Origin of the sequence: Asticcacaulis aquaticus, assembly GCF_028550415.1 — a bacterium.
Lineage (GTDB): Bacteria > Pseudomonadota > Alphaproteobacteria > Caulobacterales > Caulobacteraceae > Asticcacaulis > Asticcacaulis aquaticus.
Map to the genome: position 1 here is coordinate 518,903 of NZ_JAQQKX010000001.1, position 19,835 is coordinate 538,737.

At 61.6% G+C, this 19,835-nt stretch carries 20 protein-coding genes; 2 read left to right on the forward strand and 18 right to left on the reverse strand.

The window, feature by feature from the left end; translation table 11 throughout:
• The first annotated feature begins 228 nt into the window (after positions 1 to 228).
• Positions 229 to 657, forward strand: coding sequence for a hypothetical protein (locus PQU92_RS02515; protein WP_272746633.1), 429 nt, complete (start codon positions 229 to 231; stop codon positions 655 to 657).
• 429 nt (positions 658 to 1,086) lie between these two features.
• Here PQU92_RS02515 and PQU92_RS02520 read toward each other — a convergent pair whose 3' ends face one another.
• Genes PQU92_RS02520 through PQU92_RS02575 form a run of 12 tightly spaced genes read right to left on the reverse strand, consistent with a single transcriptional unit; the run spans position 1,087 to position 12,467 of the window.
• Positions 1,087 to 1,296: a DUF2274 domain-containing protein gene (locus PQU92_RS02520; protein WP_272746634.1), complete on the reverse strand. Its 210-nt coding sequence runs from the start codon at positions 1,294 to 1,296 to the stop codon at positions 1,087 to 1,089.
• Positions 1,289 to 2,365 carry a TraB/TrbI/VirB10 family type IV secretion system protein gene (locus PQU92_RS02525; RefSeq protein ID WP_272746635.1) on the reverse strand — a complete coding sequence of 359 codons (1,077 nt, stop codon included), beginning with the start codon at positions 2,363 to 2,365 and terminating at the stop codon, positions 1,289 to 1,291. Before PQU92_RS02525 ends, PQU92_RS02520 begins: the two co-directional genes overlap by 8 nt.
• Positions 2,358 to 3,269 carry a P-type conjugative transfer protein TrbG gene (gene trbG, locus PQU92_RS02530; RefSeq protein WP_272746636.1) on the reverse strand — a complete coding sequence of 304 codons (912 nt, stop codon included), beginning with the start codon at positions 3,267 to 3,269 and terminating at the stop codon, positions 2,358 to 2,360. The genes PQU92_RS02525 and trbG overlap by 8 nt, the downstream gene beginning before the upstream one ends.
• 17 nt (positions 3,270 to 3,286) lie before the next feature.
• On the reverse strand, positions 3,287 to 3,985 hold the full coding sequence (gene trbF / locus PQU92_RS02535) for a conjugal transfer protein TrbF (RefSeq protein ID WP_272746637.1): 699 nt from the start codon (positions 3,983 to 3,985) through the stop codon (positions 3,287 to 3,289).
• A gap of 3 nt (positions 3,986 to 3,988) precedes the next feature.
• Positions 3,989 to 5,185: a P-type conjugative transfer protein TrbL gene (gene trbL / locus PQU92_RS02540; protein ID WP_272746638.1), complete on the reverse strand. Its 1,197-nt coding sequence runs from the start codon at positions 5,183 to 5,185 to the stop codon at positions 3,989 to 3,991.
• A gap of 23 nt (positions 5,186 to 5,208) precedes the next feature.
• The gene (gene trbJ / locus PQU92_RS02545) at positions 5,209 to 5,928 is read right to left on the reverse strand and encodes a P-type conjugative transfer protein TrbJ (RefSeq protein ID WP_272746639.1); all 720 of its coding nucleotides are present in this window, start codon (positions 5,926 to 5,928) and stop codon (positions 5,209 to 5,211) included.
• 43 nt (positions 5,929 to 5,971) lie between these two features.
• Positions 5,972 to 8,398 carry a conjugal transfer protein TrbE gene (gene trbE / locus PQU92_RS02550; RefSeq protein WP_272746640.1) on the reverse strand — a complete coding sequence of 809 codons (2,427 nt, stop codon included), beginning with the start codon at positions 8,396 to 8,398 and terminating at the stop codon, positions 5,972 to 5,974.
• Positions 8,392 to 8,655, reverse strand: a complete 264-nt coding sequence (locus PQU92_RS02555) for a VirB3 family type IV secretion system protein (protein WP_272746641.1) — start codon at positions 8,653 to 8,655, stop codon at positions 8,392 to 8,394. Before PQU92_RS02555 ends, trbE begins: the two co-directional genes overlap by 7 nt.
• Positions 8,652 to 8,990: a TrbC/VirB2 family type IV secretion system protein gene (locus PQU92_RS02560; RefSeq protein WP_272746642.1), complete on the reverse strand. Its 339-nt coding sequence runs from the start codon at positions 8,988 to 8,990 to the stop codon at positions 8,652 to 8,654. Before PQU92_RS02560 ends, PQU92_RS02555 begins: the two co-directional genes overlap by 4 nt.
• Positions 8,991 to 9,016: 26 nt before the next feature.
• A complete protein-coding gene (gene trbB, locus PQU92_RS02565) occupies positions 9,017 to 10,003 on the reverse strand; it encodes a P-type conjugative transfer ATPase TrbB (protein WP_272746643.1) in 987 nt (328 codons plus the stop codon).
• Complete coding sequence (locus PQU92_RS02570; protein WP_272746644.1) at positions 10,000 to 10,407, reverse strand: ribbon-helix-helix protein, CopG family; 408 nt, start codon at positions 10,405 to 10,407, stop codon at positions 10,000 to 10,002. Before PQU92_RS02570 ends, trbB begins: the two co-directional genes overlap by 4 nt.
• Before the next feature lie 11 nt (positions 10,408 to 10,418).
• The gene (locus PQU92_RS02575; protein ID WP_272746645.1) at positions 10,419 to 12,467 is read right to left on the reverse strand and encodes a conjugal transfer protein TraG; all 2,049 of its coding nucleotides are present in this window, start codon (positions 12,465 to 12,467) and stop codon (positions 10,419 to 10,421) included.
• A gap of 216 nt (positions 12,468 to 12,683) precedes the next feature.
• On the opposite strand from PQU92_RS02575, the gene PQU92_RS02580 reads away from it, so the two are divergent.
• Positions 12,684 to 13,547 carry a hypothetical protein gene (locus PQU92_RS02580; protein WP_272746646.1) on the forward strand — a complete coding sequence of 288 codons (864 nt, stop codon included), beginning with the start codon at positions 12,684 to 12,686 and terminating at the stop codon, positions 13,545 to 13,547.
• Between the two features lie 36 nt (positions 13,548 to 13,583).
• Here the strand turns inward: PQU92_RS02580 and PQU92_RS02585 are convergent, their stop codons facing one another.
• The 6 genes from PQU92_RS02585 to PQU92_RS02610 form a co-directional block, all read right to left on the reverse strand.
• A complete protein-coding gene (locus tag PQU92_RS02585) occupies positions 13,584 to 14,720 on the reverse strand; it encodes a hypothetical protein (RefSeq protein ID WP_272746647.1) in 1,137 nt (378 codons plus the stop codon).
• Positions 14,721 to 14,790: 70 nt separating this feature from the next.
• Positions 14,791 to 16,728 (reverse strand): DUF3363 domain-containing protein, encoded by a 1,938-nt coding sequence (locus PQU92_RS02590; protein ID WP_272746648.1) that lies wholly within the window; start codon positions 16,726 to 16,728, stop codon positions 14,791 to 14,793.
• A gap of 153 nt (positions 16,729 to 16,881) precedes the next feature.
• Positions 16,882 to 17,490, reverse strand: coding sequence for a lytic transglycosylase domain-containing protein (locus PQU92_RS02595; RefSeq protein ID WP_272746649.1), 609 nt, complete (start codon positions 17,488 to 17,490; stop codon positions 16,882 to 16,884).
• A complete protein-coding gene (locus tag PQU92_RS02600; protein ID WP_272746650.1) occupies positions 17,487 to 18,029 on the reverse strand; it encodes a S26 family signal peptidase in 543 nt (180 codons plus the stop codon). Before PQU92_RS02600 ends, PQU92_RS02595 begins: the two co-directional genes overlap by 4 nt.
• Positions 18,026 to 18,262 carry a helix-turn-helix transcriptional regulator gene (locus PQU92_RS02605; RefSeq protein ID WP_272746651.1) on the reverse strand — a complete coding sequence of 79 codons (237 nt, stop codon included), beginning with the start codon at positions 18,260 to 18,262 and terminating at the stop codon, positions 18,026 to 18,028. Before PQU92_RS02605 ends, PQU92_RS02600 begins: the two co-directional genes overlap by 4 nt.
• 251 nt (positions 18,263 to 18,513) lie before the next feature.
• A complete protein-coding gene (locus PQU92_RS02610; RefSeq protein ID WP_272746652.1) occupies positions 18,514 to 19,704 on the reverse strand; it encodes a DUF932 domain-containing protein in 1,191 nt (396 codons plus the stop codon).
• Positions 19,705 to 19,835: the final 131 nt, after the last annotated feature.

Consider the following 19,835-nt stretch of genomic DNA (forward strand, 5'->3'; position numbering starts at 1 on the left):
GGGCCTAGACACCGGTGTCATGCGAACAGTTTGCTTGACGCGGATTTTGGCCAACAGCGGCTGAAACGTCCGCTCTCATTGGTAGGAGTTTTGAGGCGAAAAATTTCCGCCATAGATTTTTAAAAAATATTTTGAATTTCAGACCAAGGCCAAAATAGCTCAACCTATGGCGGATTTTTACACCTCCCCCACTCTTACAGGTGAGGCTGCAAAACAAGGAGGAATAAAATGAAGTTTATTTACGTCAAAAGATTTACATCTTTTGTGATAACATCTTTATTTGCCGCGTTTGTATTTTCTACAGCAAATGCACAGGAATGTGTGACCGCTGAAGAAATTTTCGCTGCGGCAAATCTAGTCGAAAGTACAAATGAAGCGGCGATTGACGCATATGAAGCCGTGTACATGTATTACACCAGCCCTCTGTATTCATTTGTCGATCTGCAATATGGTCGCTATTCGGAGTGGTGTGCCAATGGCGACCCTCTTCCCGTTGAAATATATGAATGCAGAGAAAGAGTCGAAATCGAGAGAGTAGCTGAACACCACAGTAATATCCTTGAGTTAGAGATCGCGGCAGAAGCACGCCATGATGAATGGATGGCCGCAGACGCCGATTTCGTGTACCTGCAATCACTTACGCCCTGCCCGATCTAATCTTCAAATTAAGCCGCAGCCTCACCTAAGCCGTAAGTGTATAAAGCTTGCCGTTCCCGGCGCGCGGCAGCCATTCCGGCAAGGCCTTCAATCTTGCTATCATATTCGTCAGAGGCGCCGGAGCGACGAAGGCCTCGTCAGAGCGTGGATGCGCTTTCGACGCCGCCCGTCGCGCTGGCCACCCCAAGGCAACCCTCGCTCAAAACAGATAGATAGCCTCCTGACCGAGACGGAAAAAACTGAACTGGACCAAATTCTCTCACCGAAAACCTGAGCCATGTTTTCGAATGAGTTTTAACTCTTTTATGGAAGGTCGTCGCGCACGTCTGATGCTATCTCTAAGGTGGGTCAGGTCGACTTTTGGCTCGTGATTTTACAGACGTCATCGCTGACGCTGGCGTGCGCCAAAACCCAGAGTTCGTTCGGACGCTACTTTTTGGCTGGTCGGAAATTCTTATCGCTCGCCAAAAAGGCTTCGAGCATAAACGGGATTAGTTCTACGACACTTTCCGGGCTGCCATACGTCGTTTGATACAGGTCTGCATAGTCCTTCAGTGCCTGATTTAGTTCCGCACCTAACGTTACCGTAAGTTTCACCGGCGTCCGGTCAGGCAAGCGCGGTAATTTCAACTCAGCCACGGGCGCCTCCTTCTTCGTTCGACACCAGTAGATCATTCGTGAGAATGATACGTACCGTCCACCCCGGGCGCACGGTGATCGTTACCGGCGCATCGACGGCCTGCTGCACGAGGCGTTGCCCGGTTTGGTTGAAGGTCCGTCCTGCGGCTTCGCGGATGGCACGGGTCAACTCACCTTCTTCGCCTTCGGCGCGCGTGTCCGCTAAAGACAGGATGGCGGAGAGCCCCACCCCCTTAGCCAACGCCGCGGGATGGTAGTCGACGCGATCCTTCAGGCCGACAAACCCCGCTTCATCTGCGGCGACACTGTCTTTTAGCGTCAGGGTTAGGCCGTCAGGGAGTATCATCTTGTCCCAACGCACATTGATACGCTGCTGGCGCGAGCCGGTCGCCCGCTCGTATCTGCCGATCAGACGGCTCCCCGCAGGAATGACGACCTGCTGACCGGTTCGGCTGTCGAAGACCGGTTCCGTCACCTGTGCCAGCACGACACCCGGCAAATCGGAATTCAGGCCGGTAATCAACGTTGCGGCTATGACGGTCCCCGCCAGCACCTTTGGCGCGGCTCCCGTTTGAACGACAGGCTCCCGGTTCTCAAGCTTGAGGGCCTCCGGGATTGGGGACCGCTGAGACACGGATACAAAGAGCCCGCTCGTCTTTGTTTGCGCCTCGGGTTCGGCGGCCGACGCGGGCATCGAATCTGTCGTCGCATCCGTACCCACTGGATTTGCAGCCACCTTGGCCTTTTGCGCTTCGAGCAAAGGGCCGCCCAAGTCCCCAGGAAGGGGTGGGCCGAGTTCGGGCACGTCCGCGTAGGATTTCGGCAGACCGCTCAGGGTTTCCGTCGGTGGCCGAACCCGCTTTTGGAGGTCGCCCGATTTATCTGCCGTCTCCACCGCCTTGATGATCGGCGGTGACAGGCCGAGCCAAGTCACCCCGGCCAGCGCCAGCGCGCCTACGGCACCCGCGCCGATCAGCAGATTACGGCGAAACCGTACGGCGCGCCGCGGCTTGGCCCGCAGGACGAGCGTTTCCGGATCGACCTTCTCGGTCGGGATGGGCTCAGTCATGGCGCACCCCTTTTCCTTTGATGGCTGATCCGGTCGCCTCCGCCCGGCGCAGTCGTACGACCGTCTGCGGCGCGGTGCCCAGACGCAGTTCAGCTACGTCGATCAACCGATCGAGGACGTAATAACCGGCCTGCACGCGATAATTTACAATCTGGGCCTCGCCGTTCGGCCCAATTAGAAACAGCGGCGGTGCGGCGGACGTCGCCGTTTCTGCGGGAAAAACGATGTACGTCTTGGCGCCATCGTCGAAGACCTGCCGCGGTCGCCAGGCCGGAACCGCGCCTTCGATGACATAGTGGAAATTCAGCTTGGTGACATCGAGAGACGGTTCGGTAGGTTTCAGTGGCTCGACCTTTGGCGTTGGCTCGATCTTCACGACTGGGAGGGCGGGATAGCGCCAAGAGACCGCTGCCATATAGGTGGACGGCGTGCTTTCAAGCTGAAGATGGTAGGTGCGGCTCGTCGTCAGAACCACCAGGTTGGTTTTCAGGCCAGATGTATGGGGCTTGATGAGGATATGGGTGCGGACGCCCGCCCCCTCGCCGCTTTTGGTGTCGCCGATAATCCAGCGCGCGGTGTCGCCTGCGGAAATCGCCATAACCGTTTCGCCGGGCTCAAGCATCAGGTCCGTCACCCGGTCCGGAGCAGAGTATACCCGGTACAGGGCGCCCTCCATATAAGCGTAGGTCTGGATCGCGTTCAAATAATTCTCAGTGGCCGGTTCGCGCGCCGCCGCCCGGTTGGCAGCCTCGACGCGCCCTGCCGGCGGCAGCTTTTCCACGCGCGCGGAGGCTTCCGATGGCGCAACGGTGTATTTTACCGGGGGTTTGGGCGCGGGCGTCGCGACGGCGACGCTGGCGAGCAATGAGAGGGGCGCAAGGCCCCACAGAACTTGGGGTTTCATCAATGTCTCCTTCAAGGTTAGGGTTTAGCGGGATCAGGGGCGTAATCGCTCGACCAGGCGAGATCGGTGACGTAAAGGCCGAGCGGGTTCCTTCTCAGAACGTCTTCGCGCGTCGGCGGCTGCACCTTCACACCGAGGATGGCCGTCCAGCGGCTGGTGCGCACAATCTGTCCGTTTTCAAAGACCTGTTCGGCCCACTTCACCTGGAACGAGGACTTCGAAGCGCGCACGACGCTATTGATCGACACGGTCACAGAGTTCCGTCCCACCTGCGCGAACGGATCATTCAGGCGCGCATGCTCGGAAAGAAAGGTGGCAGCGTCGCCGGTGGCGATCTCGTAGGCTTCCAGCCATTGACCGCGCACCAGCACCGGGTCGGTCGGCAGCGATCGAACAAGGGTGATGAATCGCCCGATGTGCCACGCCAATTGCGCCTCCGTCGGCGTGTAGGTGGTGGTCGCTGCCGCCACGTTGCGCACCGCGCCCTGCTGATCGACTTCGACAACGTATGGGACCACCCGACTCTGGGTCGTACTCCAGATCAGCCCGCCCCCAAGGCCGAAACTGAGGGTGAGCGCCCCGAGCGCAAGCAGGCGCCAGTTGGCGGCCTGCACGACGGCCGAGCCGATGCGATCGTCCCAGACCTGTGCGGCTTTCTGATAGGGTGTGACGGGTTCGGGCGTGCCACCGAACCGCTGGAGCGGGCGTTTGAACATGGATCAGTCCTTCTGTGAGAGATTGGGAGACGCCGAACCGGAGGCCTGATCCCCGGCGATGATCGCGGCCTGCACCATTTGCACCCGGCCACGCGTGCGCTGCTCGGCCTGCATTTTTCTCGCCCAGACCGGTGGCGCCGCATCGCCGCCGGGCGTGCCTGACCCTGTCGCACCCGGGCTCGATCCGGCCGAGGGCGACGGCGGTGGTGGAGGTGGTGATGCGCCGGCGGAGGCCCCGCCCCCGCCGCCGAGTTTCGACGCGGCGCTCGATATGGCCTGCATGCCACCACTGCCAGCCCCCGCGAGCGCTCGGGCAGCGCCGGAGACAGCGCCCCCGGCCAGAAGCCCAGCCCCGGCGGCTGCGCCGAGCGTACCCGCCACCGATCCGGCGCCGAGTTGCGGCGCTCCGGAGACGAGACCGGACGCAACAGTCGGACCGAACAAGCCGAGGCCCAGAAGGGTAAGAGACGCCAGGGCCAGCGTCATGGCCTGCATAAGATCAGGCTCCTGACCGTCCAGCGCGGTGATGAAGGTGTCGAAAAAGCCCGATCCGATACCGACGATCACGGCCATGACCATGACCTTGATGCCGGAGGTGACGACGTTCCCGAGTACGCGTTCGGCCAGGAACGCCGTCTTGTTCCACAGAGCGAAAGGCACGAGCACGAAACCGGCCAGGGTCGTCAGCTTGAATTCCAGAACGCAGATGAAAAGCTGAACGGCCAGCAGGAAGAAAGATAGAATGACGAGCAGCCAGGCGACGAGAAGCACGACAATGGTCAGCAGGTTGCCGAAAACCGTATCGAGTCCAAGCAGGTCGGCGATCTGCTCCAATAAGGGATGCGCCGCGTCGAACCCGGTCGCCGCGAGTTTTCCGGGTCGTAATAGATCATGCGCCGATACACCGCCGCCGCCGGCGCGCAGTCCAAGGCCCGCGAACGAGTCGTAGATGACCTCGGCCAAAAAGCTGAAATGGGTGATGATGAAAGCGAAGGCACCGACATAGAGCACCTTGCGGATCAGGCGACCGAACAGATGCGCCTCTTCGTCCAGTAACCAGAATAAAGCGGCGAGCGTCACGTCTATCGCGATCAGGATCGCCGCCAGATGTCCGACGTCGCCCTTCAGGAGGCCAAACCCCGAATCGAGATAGGCCAGAAAGGTATCGAGAAAGGTGTCGATGATGTTGAGGTCGGTCATGACGCTTCGCCGTATCTGGAGGGTTATTGTCCGGCCTTGCCGGTACCGAGGAAGCGGCGCGTCGCGGCCTTAGCGGCCGCTTCCGCCTCGGCCTTGCGGGCCGCATCCAGCGCTTCCGCGCGACCTTGGGCTGCGAGCAAGGCCTGGATTTGCATCTGCTGCTTGGCTGTGAGGGCAAGAAGTTGGTTCGAGGCCTGTTGCGCCTCAAGCGCCCCCTCCGACCCTTCGGCTGCCGACATGATGCGACTGAGGGCGGCGGCGTCTTCGGCGAGCGTTTCGGAGATCCTAGCTTGGACGTTGAGGGTCTGGCCGTAGGCTTCCATGGCCGACTTCCAGCGCGTCTCCGCCCCCGAGAGGAGATCACCCAGTTTCAGGTTGCTTCCGTAGGCACCGGGGAATTGGGTGGCGAAGGCCTGCCGGGTGGCGGTCAGATTTAGGGCGATGCCCCGCGCCTCTTTCATCAGGGCGTCGATGGCGGCCATGTTCTGGTTGAGGCCGGCAAGGGCGCTGACATCGAATTTCTTCAGGTTTTTGGCCATGTTCTGGAGCATGACCGCTTCGTTCTGGAGGCTGAGAATCTGGTTGTTGATCTGTTGCAGGGCACGCGTCGCCTGAAGGACGCTCTGGACGTAGTTGCTGGGGTCATAGACCACCATCTGCGCCTGTGCTGCGGGCACCAACGAGAGGTTTGGAACCGCTGTAAACAGGCCGGCAGCGAATAGGGATAAGGCATTCAATTTCATGACGAATAGCTCCTTTTGTTGAGACAATGATTTCGGCTGAAAGTTACCCAACCGACGGGGGATCGGTGACCGCGAGCAAGGTGCCCGCCCAGGACAGTCCGCGCGCGGTGAGGTAACGCGCAGCAAAGGTTTCAGGCGGTCCTTCGGCGAGCACGGTGTCGATCAGCCGCTGGTCATCCGGGCTGGATGCGGCACAGATGCTCAGCGCCACCTGACCCAACCGGAGATCAAACAGCCGGTTGCCGCGTCGGGATTGCAGGTAATACTGACGCTTGGGCGTGGCCTGCCCGATCAGGGTGATCTGGCGGTCGTTGAGGCCGAGTCGCTGGTAAGCCCCCCGGCTCTGCGGTTCGACGGCCCGCTCGTTCGGGAGAAACAGGCGCTGCGGGAAGGACTCGATCAAGACCGGCGCGATCGGGCTGTCCACCACATCGGCGAGACTCTGCGTGGCGAACAGGACACTGACATTCTTCTTGCGCAGCACCTTCAGCCATTCCCGGATGCGGGCCGCAAAGAGCGGGTGATCGAGGAACACCCAGGCCTCATCCAGTATCATCAGGGTGGGACGGCCATCGAAGCGCGCTTCGAGCCTATGAAAGAGATAGGTCAGAACGGGCGCGACGAGCAGGCGCTCCCCCATCAGGCTTTCCATCTCGAAGCCGTGGATCGCGGTCAGTTCCAGCGTCTCATGATCGGCGTCGAGAATATGGCCGTATGGACCGTCGAGGGTGTAGGGCCGCAGCGCGACCTTGATGTCATTGAAAGCCAGGACGGCACAGAGGCCTGTTAGGGTGCGCTGTTCGACGGGCGCTCCGGCCAGAGTCTCCAGTGCGGCCCAGAGGGCGTCGCGTCCGTCGAGGGAAAGGTCAAAACCCTGTTGATCGAGTAAGGCGGACAACCAGTCCAAGGCCCATGTGCGTTCGGCATAGTCGTCGATGTGACGCAGCGGCTGAAACGCCACCTGCCCGTCCCGGCCGATTTCATGATGGCTGCCGCTGAGCGCCAGGACGGCGGCGCGCGCCGAGCCCCCCTTATCGAAGACAAAGACCTGTGCATCGGGGTAGCGGGTGAACGACACCGCCATGAAGGCCAGCAGAACCGACTTACCCGCGCCGGTCGGACCCAGCACGAGCATATGTCCCACATCGCCGACGTGGGTTGAAAAGCGGAAGGGCGTGGCGCCGGAACTCACCGCATGAAACAAGGCTGGTCCGTCAAGATGCCGATTGCGCTCCGGCCCGGCCCACAGGGTCGACATCGGCGCCAGATGCCCGAGGTTCAAGGTGTGAATCAACGGTTGACGAACGTTGGCGTAGAGGTGGCCGGGTATACTGCCGAGCCACGCTTCCACGGCGTTCAGGCTTTCGGCTATAGCGGTGAAGCCCAGACCATTGATGACCCGTTCCACCTGACGCAGGCGTTCATCGGCTGTGTCGCGGTCGGGGCCCATGACGCTGAGCGTGGTGGTCAGATAACCGAAACCGACATGGTCGCCACCTATGGCCTGCAAGGCGAGATCGACATCGGCGACCTTATTGTCGGCGTCGGTGTCGGTGAGTGCCGAGGCTTCCTTGTAGAGGACCTCGCGCATCAGAGCGGCGACCGATTTTCGTTTGGCGAACCATTGGCGCCGTAGTTTGGTTAACGTCTTGACGGCTTCCGCCTTATCCAGCGCAATGAAGCGCGTGGTCCAGCGATATTCCATATCGAGGTGATTAAGGGCGTCCAGCATGGCCGGTCGCGTGTTGTTCGGAAAGCCGAGGAGCGTCAGGCTGCGCAGGTGCTGATCGCCGAGACGCGGTTCCAAGCCGCCCGACAGCGGCGTGTCGACCAAGATGGCATCGAGATAAACCGGTGTCTCCGGCATCGCTACAGGATGGGCCTTCGTCGAGACGCAGGCATGCAGATAGGTCAGGGTGTCAGCGTCGTCCAGGGCGCGGATATACGGCAACACGGTTGCCAGCAAATCGAACACCGCGTCGGTGCGGTCAACGAACCGGCGCAAAACGTCATGCCAATCGCGACCGATGACTTTTTCTTCGCGTTCGACAAAGGCCTCGCCCATGCCATCAAGCTGGTCGGCCGGGGGCATGTAGACGAGTGTCAGGTGATAGCGGGATTCGAAATGGTGCCCTTCCTCGCCGGCAAAGGCGGCGCGGCGCTCCTCGTCGATCAGACGACCCAACCCCGTCTCCGCACCGGAGCCGGGATAGGCCTGCGCGCGACCACGCCGGGCGTCGAAGAATACCGCCCAGCCAGAGCCCAGGCGGCGAAAGACATTATTCAACCGCGCGGAAAGCGCGACCAGTTCTTCCGGGGTCGCGCTCTCCACGTCCGGCCCTTCGTAACGGGCGGTGCGTTGGAAACTGCCGTCCTTGTTGAGGACGACGCCGGGCGCTGCCAGCACAGCCCAAGGCAGGTGATCGGCCAGACGGTCGGCCGTCTGGCGGTATTGGCGCAGGTTCAGCATATGAAATAGCCCTTCTGACGCAGGTGGCGCAGGGTGACGGCGACGCAGTGAGGATCGTGTTTGGCGGCGAAGACTGCGAGGGTGTGGCCCGCGACCCAAAGCACGAGGCCGGGAATCCACAGTTGCAGGCCGAGCCCCAGCGCCGCGGCGAGCGTGCCGTTGAGCAGGGCCAGACCACGGGGCGCACCGCCCAGCAGGAGGGGTTGGGTGAGTGCCTGATGCAGGGGCACCTCGAAGCCTTCGACCGCCGCGCTCATCGGATCAGCGCTCCGCCGCCGAAGCTGAAGAACGTCAGAAAGAAGCTCGACGCCGCAAACGCGATCGAGAGACCGAAGACGATCTGGATCAGCTTGCGGAAGCCACCGCTGGTTTCCCCGAAGGCCAAGGTCAGACCGGTGACGATGATGACCATGACGGCCACGATCTTAGCCACCGGGCCTTGCACCGACTCCAGGATTTGCTGGAGGGGTTCTTCCCACGGCATGCCGGAACCGGCGGCCTGCGCGCCGGAGGTCGAGACCGCGAGCGCCAGACCCAAGGCGAGCGGCACGGCCATCCGCAAATGGATGGATTTGGAAATAGGCTTATACATCAGATAGCTCCTTGTTTAGGTTGACGTCAGTTCTTCGCCGCTTCGAGCGGACGAAGGCGGTAATCGCCCTCAGCGGTCAGGCCATCGAGGGCCATGACGGCCTCGACGCGACGCGGCGTCTGGGTGAATGGGTTGGCGCTCTGGATGAAGACAACGATGTCGACGGCGTCGGCAATGAGGCGGCGGGGCACATGCACGACGGCCTCCTGAACAAGCTGTTCCAGGCGGTAGAGGGCACCGATCGCGGAGTTGGCGTGCAGCGTGGCGATGCCCCCCGGATGGCCGGTATTCCAGGCTTTGAGGAGTTCCAGCGCTTCGCCGCCGCGCACTTCGCCGACGATGATCCGGTCCGGCCGCAGGCGAAGTGTCGAGCGAACCAAATCGCTCAAGGACGCGACGCCGGGCCGCGTGCGCAAGGCCACCACATCGCGCGCCGCACATTGCAGCTCGCGCGTATCCTCGATCAGGACGACACGGTCATTGAGCGCCGCGACCTCGGCCAACAAGGCGTTGCCGAAGGTGGTCTTGCCCGAGGAGGTGCCTCCGGCGATCAGGATGTTTTTCCGGTCCTGCACGGCGGATTTGAGAAGTCGCGCCAGCGTCGAGGACAGCATGCCATCGCTGACGTAGTCCCCCAACGACAGGATTTTGGCGGCGGGTTTGCGAATGGCAAAACAGGCGCCCTCGACGACCGGCGGCAGCAGGCCCTCGAACCGCTCTCCCCTGCGGCCTTGGTTCAGCGTCGGCAGTTCGGCGCTGACGATCGGGGCGTTTTCATGCACTTCGACCGCGACATGGCTGGCGACCAGACGGACGATCCGTTCGCGATCGGCAGCCGGAAGGGCCATGCCGGAATCGCTACGTCCTTGTCCTAAGCGATCAAGCCAGATCGATCCATCCGGATTGACCAGGATTTCAATGACGTTTGGGTCGTTGAGTGCCGCCGCCAGGGTGTCCCCCATGGCGGTGCGCAGCATATCGCGCAGGCGGCGCGCTGACGGCAGCGTCGTCATGATGCGGTCTCCTCATCGTTTGAAAAGGTGGGCGTGCCCTGGGCCAGCTTGCGGCCGATCTGGGCGATGAACGCCTCGAACCGCTCGCGGCCCTTGGCGCGACTGTCGGCATCGGGGTCGGGCAGATGTGCATCCCGCTGGAGGGTCATTCGGACGTACAGAATGAGGCTTTCCAGAACGATCTTCTGATCGCGTTCGATGCGGTCCAACTGACGGCCCAATCGATTCAGGCGGTTGGCGAAGGCCGTCTCAAACGCCTGCGCATCGCGCCGTTCGACCCACGCCCGTGCGGCCGCTTCCAGCACAGCGGACTTGTTTTGGCCGGGCAAGGCGGCGAGTTGGTCCAGCCGCCGGCTTAGATCGGCGTCGGTATGGAACTGGTGGCGAATACGGGGCGATTTCATGGGGCGGGCTCCTAGAAATCGCTGAACAGGTCGAGATGGCGCGATTTGGCCGCCTTCGACTGGCTCTCGTGCAACGCATGCGCGCGTTGGACGGGCGTCAGGGTGCGGACGCGATCGAGGGCGCGTTTGTCGGCCGCCAGGTCGCTGTCGTCGTCCGCCACCCGTTCGGTTGTCTCTGGCGCTTCCGTTGTAGCGGGTGCGTCCCCTTCACCCAGACCCGGGTGACGTTGTTGCTGCACACCGCCCTCGTCTTCAGCGGTCGCCTCGCCATCCAATGCGGCGGCCAGTTGGCGCGACGTCGCACGTACCCGCCCTTGCCAGTCGTCCGGGCGACCGGCGGGCCGGTCAACGAAGGCGGTCTCGGACAGCACGGGGGGCGGCAGGCGGCGGGTCGTGAAATTGGCGTCTTCGAAATAGCGTAGCTTTTTCGCGCGGATAGGCGCTATTCCTGAGACGAGGACCAGTTCGTCCTGCGGCGGAAGCTGCATGACTTCGCCGGGGGTCAGGAGTTGGCGTGCCGTTTCCTGACGTGACACCATGACATGGGCGAGCCACGGCGACAGGCGGTGCCCGGCATAGTTCTTTTGCGCGCGCAGCTCCGTCGCGGTACCAAGGGCATCGGAAATCCGGCGCGCGGTGCGTTCATCGTTCGAGGAGAAGGCAATGCGGACGTGGCAGTTGTCGAGGATCGAATTGTTTTCGCCATAAGCCTTGGAAATTTGGTTGAGCGACTGGGCAATCAGATAGGTGCGGATACCGTAGCCCGCCATGAATGCCAGCGCCGTCTCGAAGAAGTCCAGACGCCCCAGCGCTGGAAACTCGTCGAGCATCATCAACAGTTGATGTTTACGACGCTTGTCGGGATCGCCTTCGAGGCGCTCGGTCAAACGACGGCCAATTTGATTGAGGATGAGGCGGACCAGAGGCTTGGTGCGCGAGATATCCGATGGCGGTATTACAAGGAACAGCGACACCGGGCGCTCGGCGTCCATCAGGTCAGAAATCCGCCAGTCGCAGCGTGAGGTCGTGGCGGCAACGACCGGGTCGCGATATAGGCCCAGGAACGACATGGCGGTGGACAGGACGCCTGACCGTTCGTTTTCGGACTTGTTCAACAGCTCACGGGCGGCGGAGGCGACGACGGGGTGGACCTGCGGCGCGTCCTTGTCGCCCAGGTGGTTCGTCGTCATCATCCGGTGCAGGGTGTAGACGAAGGTGCGCTGGGGATCTGACAGGAAAGTCGCCACCCGTTCCAGCGTCTTGTGCTCTTCAGCGTAGAGGATATGGAGGATCGCGCCGACCAGCAGCGAATGGCTGGTCTTTTCCCAGTGCGAGCGCTGTTCGATCGAACCTTCTGGATCGACGAGGATGTCGGCGATGTTCTGGACGTCGCGGACCTCCTGCGGCCCCTTACGAACCTCCAGAAGCGGGTTGTAGCGGGCCGAACGCAAATCGGTCGGGTTGAACAGCAGGCAATGGGAAAATTTCGAGCGCCATCCAGCGGTTAGCTCCCAGTTCTCACCCTTGATGTCATGGACGACGACGGAGTTGGTCCACGACAACAGGGTCGGCACCACCAGTCCCACACCCTTCCCGCTGCGGGTCGGCGCGAAGGCCATGACGTGCTCGGGTCCTTCATGGCGCAAATAGTCCGCACCGAACCGGCCGAGGAAGACGCCGGCATCACGAAACAGACCTGCCCGTTCGATTTCCGGGCGGGTCGCCCAACGCGCCGATCCGTAGGTGGTGACAAACTTCGCCTGACGCGCACGCCAGATGGAGCCCGCGATCGCCGCCCCGCAGCCCATCAGGCCGCTGGAGGCGGCCACTACACCGGCACGATGGAACACCTCTGGCGCATAGGCTTCGAAATGAAACCACCAGATGAAGAGTTGCCACGGGCGGTAGACCGGAAGCCCCCAAAAGACAAACCAGGTCGGGCCGAGCTGCGGCTGATAGGCGAGTTGGGCGGCGGCCCATTGGGTGGCGGCCCACACACCCAGCACCACGACGGCGAGGACGATCAAGATTTGACCGATGAGAAGTTTGGTGGGGGTCATGTGAGGCGTGCCGATTCAAACTGAACGCCTCCATCATCCCAATCGGTACCGGAATCGGCGAGATACCATGCGCCCCCAGCGACTACCCTGCTGCCGCCACGCCCGTTTGCGAATTGAAATTTAATCCTCTGCGCTTCGTGGAGAATTGGTGTTGAACTGATAGACTTACCGGAAAACCGGACCTAGTTTGCCGTTCGGTAAAAGGGGATATGAGGGATGAACTGGGACATGCCTGACGGCGCGCGGCGTTACCTGAAGGGTATTTTTGAAGCCGCGAATGAGACGGTCTCTAGCGGTTATACGAAAAGCCCCCATCAACATGAGACCATGCTCGACAACAATTTGCTGAACAGCGTGTCAGACAAGCATACCCGATTGTTTGAGGGTGTTCCGGTCAACGTCACGGTCAAGACGCATTTTATCGGAAGTCGGCGTATGATGGGGAATTTCGAGGTTGCCGACATCGCGATTGATATCGGCTTGGCCCGCCATGGATTCGGCCGCCTGCGGAAAGTCGCTCTCCTTCAAACGAAACGCCTCTTCCCGGACCTCGTAAGCGGCCAGTTGCAGAAACCGGTCACACAGGGACACAAGCAACTGTACCGATTCGACGATTCGAGCCTTTACCAGGCGTTCGATACCGGCGGGCAGCAGATCGCCACGATAGATGCCTATATGCAATCCAAGGGCATTCCGGTGTACTACGGCTTCTATAATCCGCTCACCCTTTCGAGCCCGATGACCACGCGCCCCTCGCCGACCCACGGATTTCCATCGCAAAACGACTTCGGGATGCGCATCATGCGGGCTCAGGACGTTCACGGATTGGCGCGGAGGGTGACCACCACGCACTTGTCCGCAAAACAATTGGACACCCTTCCCCACAAACCTCGACATGGCAACGCGACGCATTCCGGTTGGCGCCTAGAGACGTTCGTAGCCGACGAAGTACTCCTTTGCCACGAAGGCCAACAGGTGACGGCGCAGGCGCACGGCACTCTGCTCGACCTCTTGGATTTGCGAGACCGGCCGCTGTACGGCCAGATTGATATCGACGTCGAAGTCGGCTTCGACCATTAGCCTGTGGGCGCCATTGTTTGGACGGGATTATCCCTTTCAAAGCGGATCGGCGGCAGATTTTATATCTTCCAACCAGCGCACCCGGTAGGGTTCCGGCATGATCGCCGCAACCGGGGAGACGTCGTAAGTGGCCCCTTGCGCCGTGGCCTCAAAATTATCGGCCTGTATGCCCACCCAGAAGCGGGCCAGACCCTTGTCCGCCGTGAAGACGGCAGGGCGTTCGTTGGGGAATAGCGCCAACAGGTTCATCAGCAGTTCCAATGAACGTAAGTCGCAAAGCGTATTGTAAGCGTCTGCGGGGGTGTAGGCATCCTGAAATTTCAGCACCTTCGTCGCCGGGCTCCCTGCGTTCGGCACGACGACCAAACTGAGCGCCGCGAGAACTACCAGCGAGTGACGGGGCACGCCATGCTTTTTAGCGGCAGTTAGAACATCGACCCATCTTTCATCTTTTTGGGATTGCCTGACGTTGTTTTTCAGTAGCGGTGCGAGTTCGAGGAGAAAGCCCGCTTTCGCTTCAAACCCGCCGCGAGTGTCCTCAATGATGCCGACGGCTCCCCGCAGACTGTCCGGGCCAAAGACCGGCTTCGCTTTCGGCAATGCCGACTGAATCAGATTAACGGCTTCGACGAGTTGGCTAGCCACAGTATCCACATCTGGGATTTGCCGAATATTTCCCTCGATGGCGAACAGCATCGGGTTTATCCGGCCCTGGAAGTCCGTCAAAAGATCGAGGAAGTCGTCATCTTGACGGACGCTCGCGCCATCCTGAAACCGTCCCTTGATTTCGCAAAAAGTATTGCGGTCCGGCAGGATCGTCGTGTTGCCCGACAGCATCGCCAAACCCGAAGGCAGCCAACCCCCGCGTTGAAGGCTGACCGTCCGCGAAGAGAACGGGCTTTCCAGCAGGGCTTTTATGTGAGCGACGCTGTCAATATCGAGATCAGGATCATCGGTTTCCACGATGCGCGCATTCCTCAAATCGAGGCGCGCAGACACCGGCTTGTGCAGCCGGGCGGCTTCAAGTTCAGCGTAGCCGAGCGGCATGGGCTCCGCCCCAACAAAAGTGATCGAGCGCGGCGGCTTGCCCCCCACGCCGTCGGTCTCCTGGTAGCGCATAATATAGTCGCCGGGTTTCGCCAGCCGTTTCAATCGGAGTTCTCTCGTTTCCATGCCTTTGCCCCCTGAGTCGTGTGCGGGATCAGTTTGGCGCGAGGGAAACCTCGCGGCAAGGGAACGGTTTCTACTCCAAACCCCGGCCACGACTCCGCCCGATGGTCCAGTTTATCGGCCCTCCGTCCACGACGCCCGACACCTGCTTCCCGATATGCGGCTCCAGCACTGGGCGCCATGGCACCAGCGTAAAATCCCGCGCGCGTTCAATGACCGCCAGACGGCCTTCCGCCGTGTCGCGGTAGCCGGTTAGTTTCCCGTCCAAACGCTCCCCGCGCTGTGTGGCCACATAGGGTTTGTCCAGCGTCCCCCTGACGTCTCCGGCGACGTGCTCCCACTCCCGTCGGCGCAGGCCTTCGCGCTCCGGCCGTGACAAGAGCCTCCGGCCATCGACGAGAACGCCGAGGCCTTCGGCGGCCAGCCATGCCGTGCGCACGGCCAGACCTTGCCGAACGCGACCGCCGAACCCGGCCTCCGTCTCCGGCACAGGGAGGTCCGCCCGATCAAGCCAGGTAAGGCCGGCATGGGTCGGCAACCGGTCGATCGGCACGGACGACACCTGCTCGATCTGCACCGGCCGCTGTGTCGCCAGAACCTGCTCATAGGTCAGCGCGGTTTGCGCATAGCGGTCACCGATGTGGAAAGCGCCGTCAGGCGTTCGTTCGATGGCCCCGCCGGCGCGTCGTATCGCCTCCAGCCGTCGCACGTGGGTTTGGGCGAAGGTCTCGGTGGCCGTGGGCTCCAGTCTGAGGTGGGCTTCGATCTCGTAGACGTCGCTATTTCGGCCGGCGACGCTGAGAATGGCGTGATCGGCCGGTTTCAATGCGACCTCGACCGGGCGGACCTGAACGATTGCCCGGTCAGGCCAACCCGCATCGTCGCCACCTTTCCCGGTATCGAAGACGTGGACGCGGCCGTCCGTCGCGTTGAGGGCGACGAAGTGGCGGTCTCCAAAGTCGTCAAGCGGCCCCCTGCGCAGGACTTCGCCGGTCACCGGTCCCGGGGCGCGGGTCTCCGGTGTCAGATGCAGGACGGCGTGGCGCAGATCGACCCCGATGCTTTGCCCTTGAAGATCGTAGCTGAGGGATTTGATGATGTCGCCGCGTTGGCCCATGTCCCGCAGCGTGGTTTCCATCGCCGGATCAAGCCGCCAACGTCCGTTCCCCAGTTCCTCCGCCAGACCGAACGCGGCCAGGGTCTGGCAACGTCCGGCGCGCAGGGTCTGTGCGACCGAATCACGGTGTGCGGCATTGACGACGTTCTCGGCGTCCCGACCCGCCAGAAGTTGGCGGTCAATCCGGGTCAGCCGCGCCTGATCGATTTCGCGGCGCAGGCTGTTGTTGCGTTCCTGCTCGCTTTGCAGGCCAAGGTCGAGCGTCACCAGCGCCTCGGCGCGCTCCCGCATCCCTTGGCTGAGATAGGCTCGGGAGATCACCAGATCGCGGCCCTGATCGTCGATTCCGCGGACGACGATGTGGGTATGCGGTCGCCCGGTGTTGAAGTGATCCACGGCCACCCACTCCAGACGCGTTCCGAGGTCTTTTTCCATCTGCGCCATGAGGCGACGGGTGACGCTTTTCAGGTCGTCGTACTGGTCGCCGTCCTCGGCGGAGACGATGAAGCGAAACAGGTGCCGATCTTCCCGACATTGATCGAGAAAGGCGCGACCGTCGGCCCGATCCGTGGCCTGGTCATAGAGGGTGCCGGGATTGCCCTCGCGGGTGGTGCCATCGCGTTGGAGATAGCGCAAATGCGCGCGGGCGGCGCGGAGGCCCTTTCCGGCAAGTTGGGTAAAGCGCGCCTTGATGACGACGCGGCGCGTGCCCGCGATCCGGCCGGACCCCAGGCCGCGTCCCTGTCCGGAGCGGGTGCCTGGCCCGGCCTTGCCAGCGCGGGCCTTGAACCCTCCGGCGCGCTGGATGGCCTTGAAAATCTGGCCACGGAAGCTGCCTTTGCCCTTGGCGCGGATGCGGCCCAGGCGCGGGGTGAACTTATCGTCCGTCGACATGGATGGAGGCTCATTTTCCTGATATAAATCAATTGATTGACGCCAAACCGCCTCACGACAGACACCCCGGCCTCACGAAAAACCAATGTGCAGACAATGACTTAGCCGACATTTGAGGCATTGCTTTTATCTTGCCTTCCCTATCCCCCCGCCTCACGGTCCACCCTCCCGGCCTTGGGGATCGGCCAGGGGTACGAACAGCTCGCCGACCTTTGGGATTGCCTCGTTGGCGGTCGAGCGAACGAAAATCGCCAATCCCGAGGCCAGAGTGGGTTCACTGCGAATGACCTTTTTGAGGTACAGGCGCGTTTCGAGAGGCAGGGGCCGACCGCGCAGATAGGCTTCGTAGCGGGTCGGTCCGGCATTGTAGGCCGCGAACAGGCCGGGGTAGCCGAAGCGGTTCCACATGGCCCGGAGATAGGCGGTTCCGGCGGTGATATTGTCGCAGGGATCGTGCGGATCAGGACCCAAGCCGTAGGTTTCACGCAGATCGGCGTAGGTGCGGGGCATCAGTTGCATGAGGCCCATAGCCCCCGCTGACGACGTGATCGGCTGCCCATTGAGGTGTGTCTTGCCGCCGCTTTCCGCTGCCATGACAGCGTCGATCCACACAAGCGGCACGCCAAACCGCACGCTCGATTGCAGTTTGCAATCTTCCCATTTCGCGCGTCGCTCCACGGCGTGAACGGATTGGTTCGTCAGGGGTGCAAGACCGAGAATGATACCAATAGACACCGGCCTAACGATAGATTTCCGGATCATAGCGGGTTCAGCTTTCCCTGAATCAACGCGACCGACACGACGCCGAAATAGCGCCCGTCGAACGAATGCGGTGCATCAGTATTGAGCGGAAAGAACTCGTCGGATCGCAAATGATGACACCCGTTCCAATGGGGTAAAGGGCGGCTCATTGCGTCGTGGCGTTGCCGCGTCGCCACCGGTCGCCCATTGATCAGAATGCGGTGATCAGAAGCACAGACCTCGTCGCCCGCCAGTGCGGCAACGGTCTTAATCATGGGCACGGTTGCGGGCAGATAGCGACGCCGATCCGCCATGTCGCGCACCAGTTCCGGCGTCGTCATCAATACGAGATCGCCGCGGTTAAGGGCCTTTATCGGTCGGACGTGATAGAATCCAAGGGGTGCGCTGGCACTGGCGTTATAGACGATGTGGGGGGTAATGCCGCCCCAATAGGAAGTCGCCAGCGCGATGCCGGCGACGCTGCTTATGGCGGCAATGATCCAGACGCGACGCCGACGCTGCCGACGTCTGGAGGTGGGAACGGGCTGCCAGAAGCTCACGCCTTTGGCTCCGTCGCGAGGGTTCCATTCGACTTTTCGAGCGACCAGGCGTTGAGGTCATCGATGTGATAGCGAACGAAATTCCCGTGCTTACGGAAACGGGGACCGATGTCGCGTTTGCGCATCCGTTCCAGTGTTCGGCGTGACAGGCCTACGTAAAAAGCGGCCTGTGCGGTGTTTAAAAACGGGCTTCCCTTCTTGGCAGCGGTGGCGCGATCAATGTCTGAGGTCATCTGAAACTCTCCGGATTTATGGGGGCGGGTCCGCGTCGGTGGATGCGGTTCCGGAGATCACCCTGACGGCGACTGCCCCTCTGCGGCAGGGTCGAAAACGGCCCCCCTTAAAATCGTACCTCGTGATTTCAGAGCGTTCCTGTGGTCTTCGCGAGCCATGCCGAAGGCATGGCGAGCCGCCGGACAGTGCCCCCTCCGGTTCGCCACAGGATAGGCCGCGCGGCCAGATCGACCGCGCGGGGTTGTCAGGATCAAACCACGGCGGCCATGAGTTTCTTGGCCTTCATTTCGAGGTCCAAACGGCTGTCTTGATGCGGCTTTTGACGGGCCAAAGCCGTGATGCCCTGAACGAAATCGAAGACGCTTTCGGGCTTTTTGCCTTCCTCCTTCAAAACCGTTTCGATGATTTTTGCGGTCTCTGGCTTGGTAAATCCGCGCTTGGTGAGGAAGCCTGACCGCTCGTCGTCGGTCTTGGCCACCACGGTTTCGCGCGCCGCCTTGATGCCCTCGATGAACGGGGCCGGTGAGGAATTGGCGAAGCGGGTCAGGGCGGGTGCGGCCTCGTAGGCGAAACGTCCGGCGGCGAATTTGGAATGCCGGATGGTGATGGATTCGAAGTTTTCGACACCCCAGATATTCCTATTTTGGCAAACACCGCGCAGGTAAAACGAGGCAATCCCGAGGCTGCGCGATCCCACTTCGGAGTTCCAACAATAGAAGCCCCTGAAATAGACATCGGGGTCGCCGTTCGGTAACCGGCCCGCCTCTATGGGGTGGGTGTCGTCCACCAGAAACAGGAAGACATCCCGATCCGAGGCGTAAAGGGTGGTCGTGTCCTTCGTCACATCGACGTAGGGGTTATGGGTACGGGTGCCCCAATCCATGACACCGGGAACCTTCCACCGGGTTTCACCAAGGCCATTTCCGGCGATCTTCTGCACGGCGGCGACCAGTTCATGATCCCAGATACGGCCATAATCCGGCCCCGTGACGGCGCGCAGTTCAATGCCGCCGTCTGCGGTTTCCAGCGTCTTGATTTGTTCGGCGCGGTGGTTCACCAAGCCGTGTTGCAGGTTGATGCCGGACAGGGGGGCGGGCAACTGGCGCAGGTATCCCGACGGTGCGCCGACCAGCGTACACAACTGGCCGAAACTCCAGTGGGTAGGCGCAATCGGGTCGGGCCTGCCGGGGCAGATCAGGGTCAGGCGTTCGGCATCCTCGAAGCTGGCTTCCACGCGGACCTGATCGCTGGGGACGGTGCGGACGTGGGCGCTATCCGCGCGGCTTCGCACGGCGGCATAGAGGTCATTGAGGTTCAGGAACCGCTCGTCATCGGGGCGGGAGAACCATTGCGAGGACACGCGACCGTCGCGCTTGCCAAGAAACGGATTGACAGCGAAGGCCCCCGATACGGCGGTCGGGTCGGACTGGATATTAGACATTTGAAACTCTCCTATTGGGCTTGGGTTGCAGCGCACTTACCGCGCTGAAACCCTGCCCCTCGGCGAGAGCTGGGGTAGCAAGGGTCAAGGGCGTTTCCGGCGGAGGGGGATCACCCAACCTGCACGGAGGC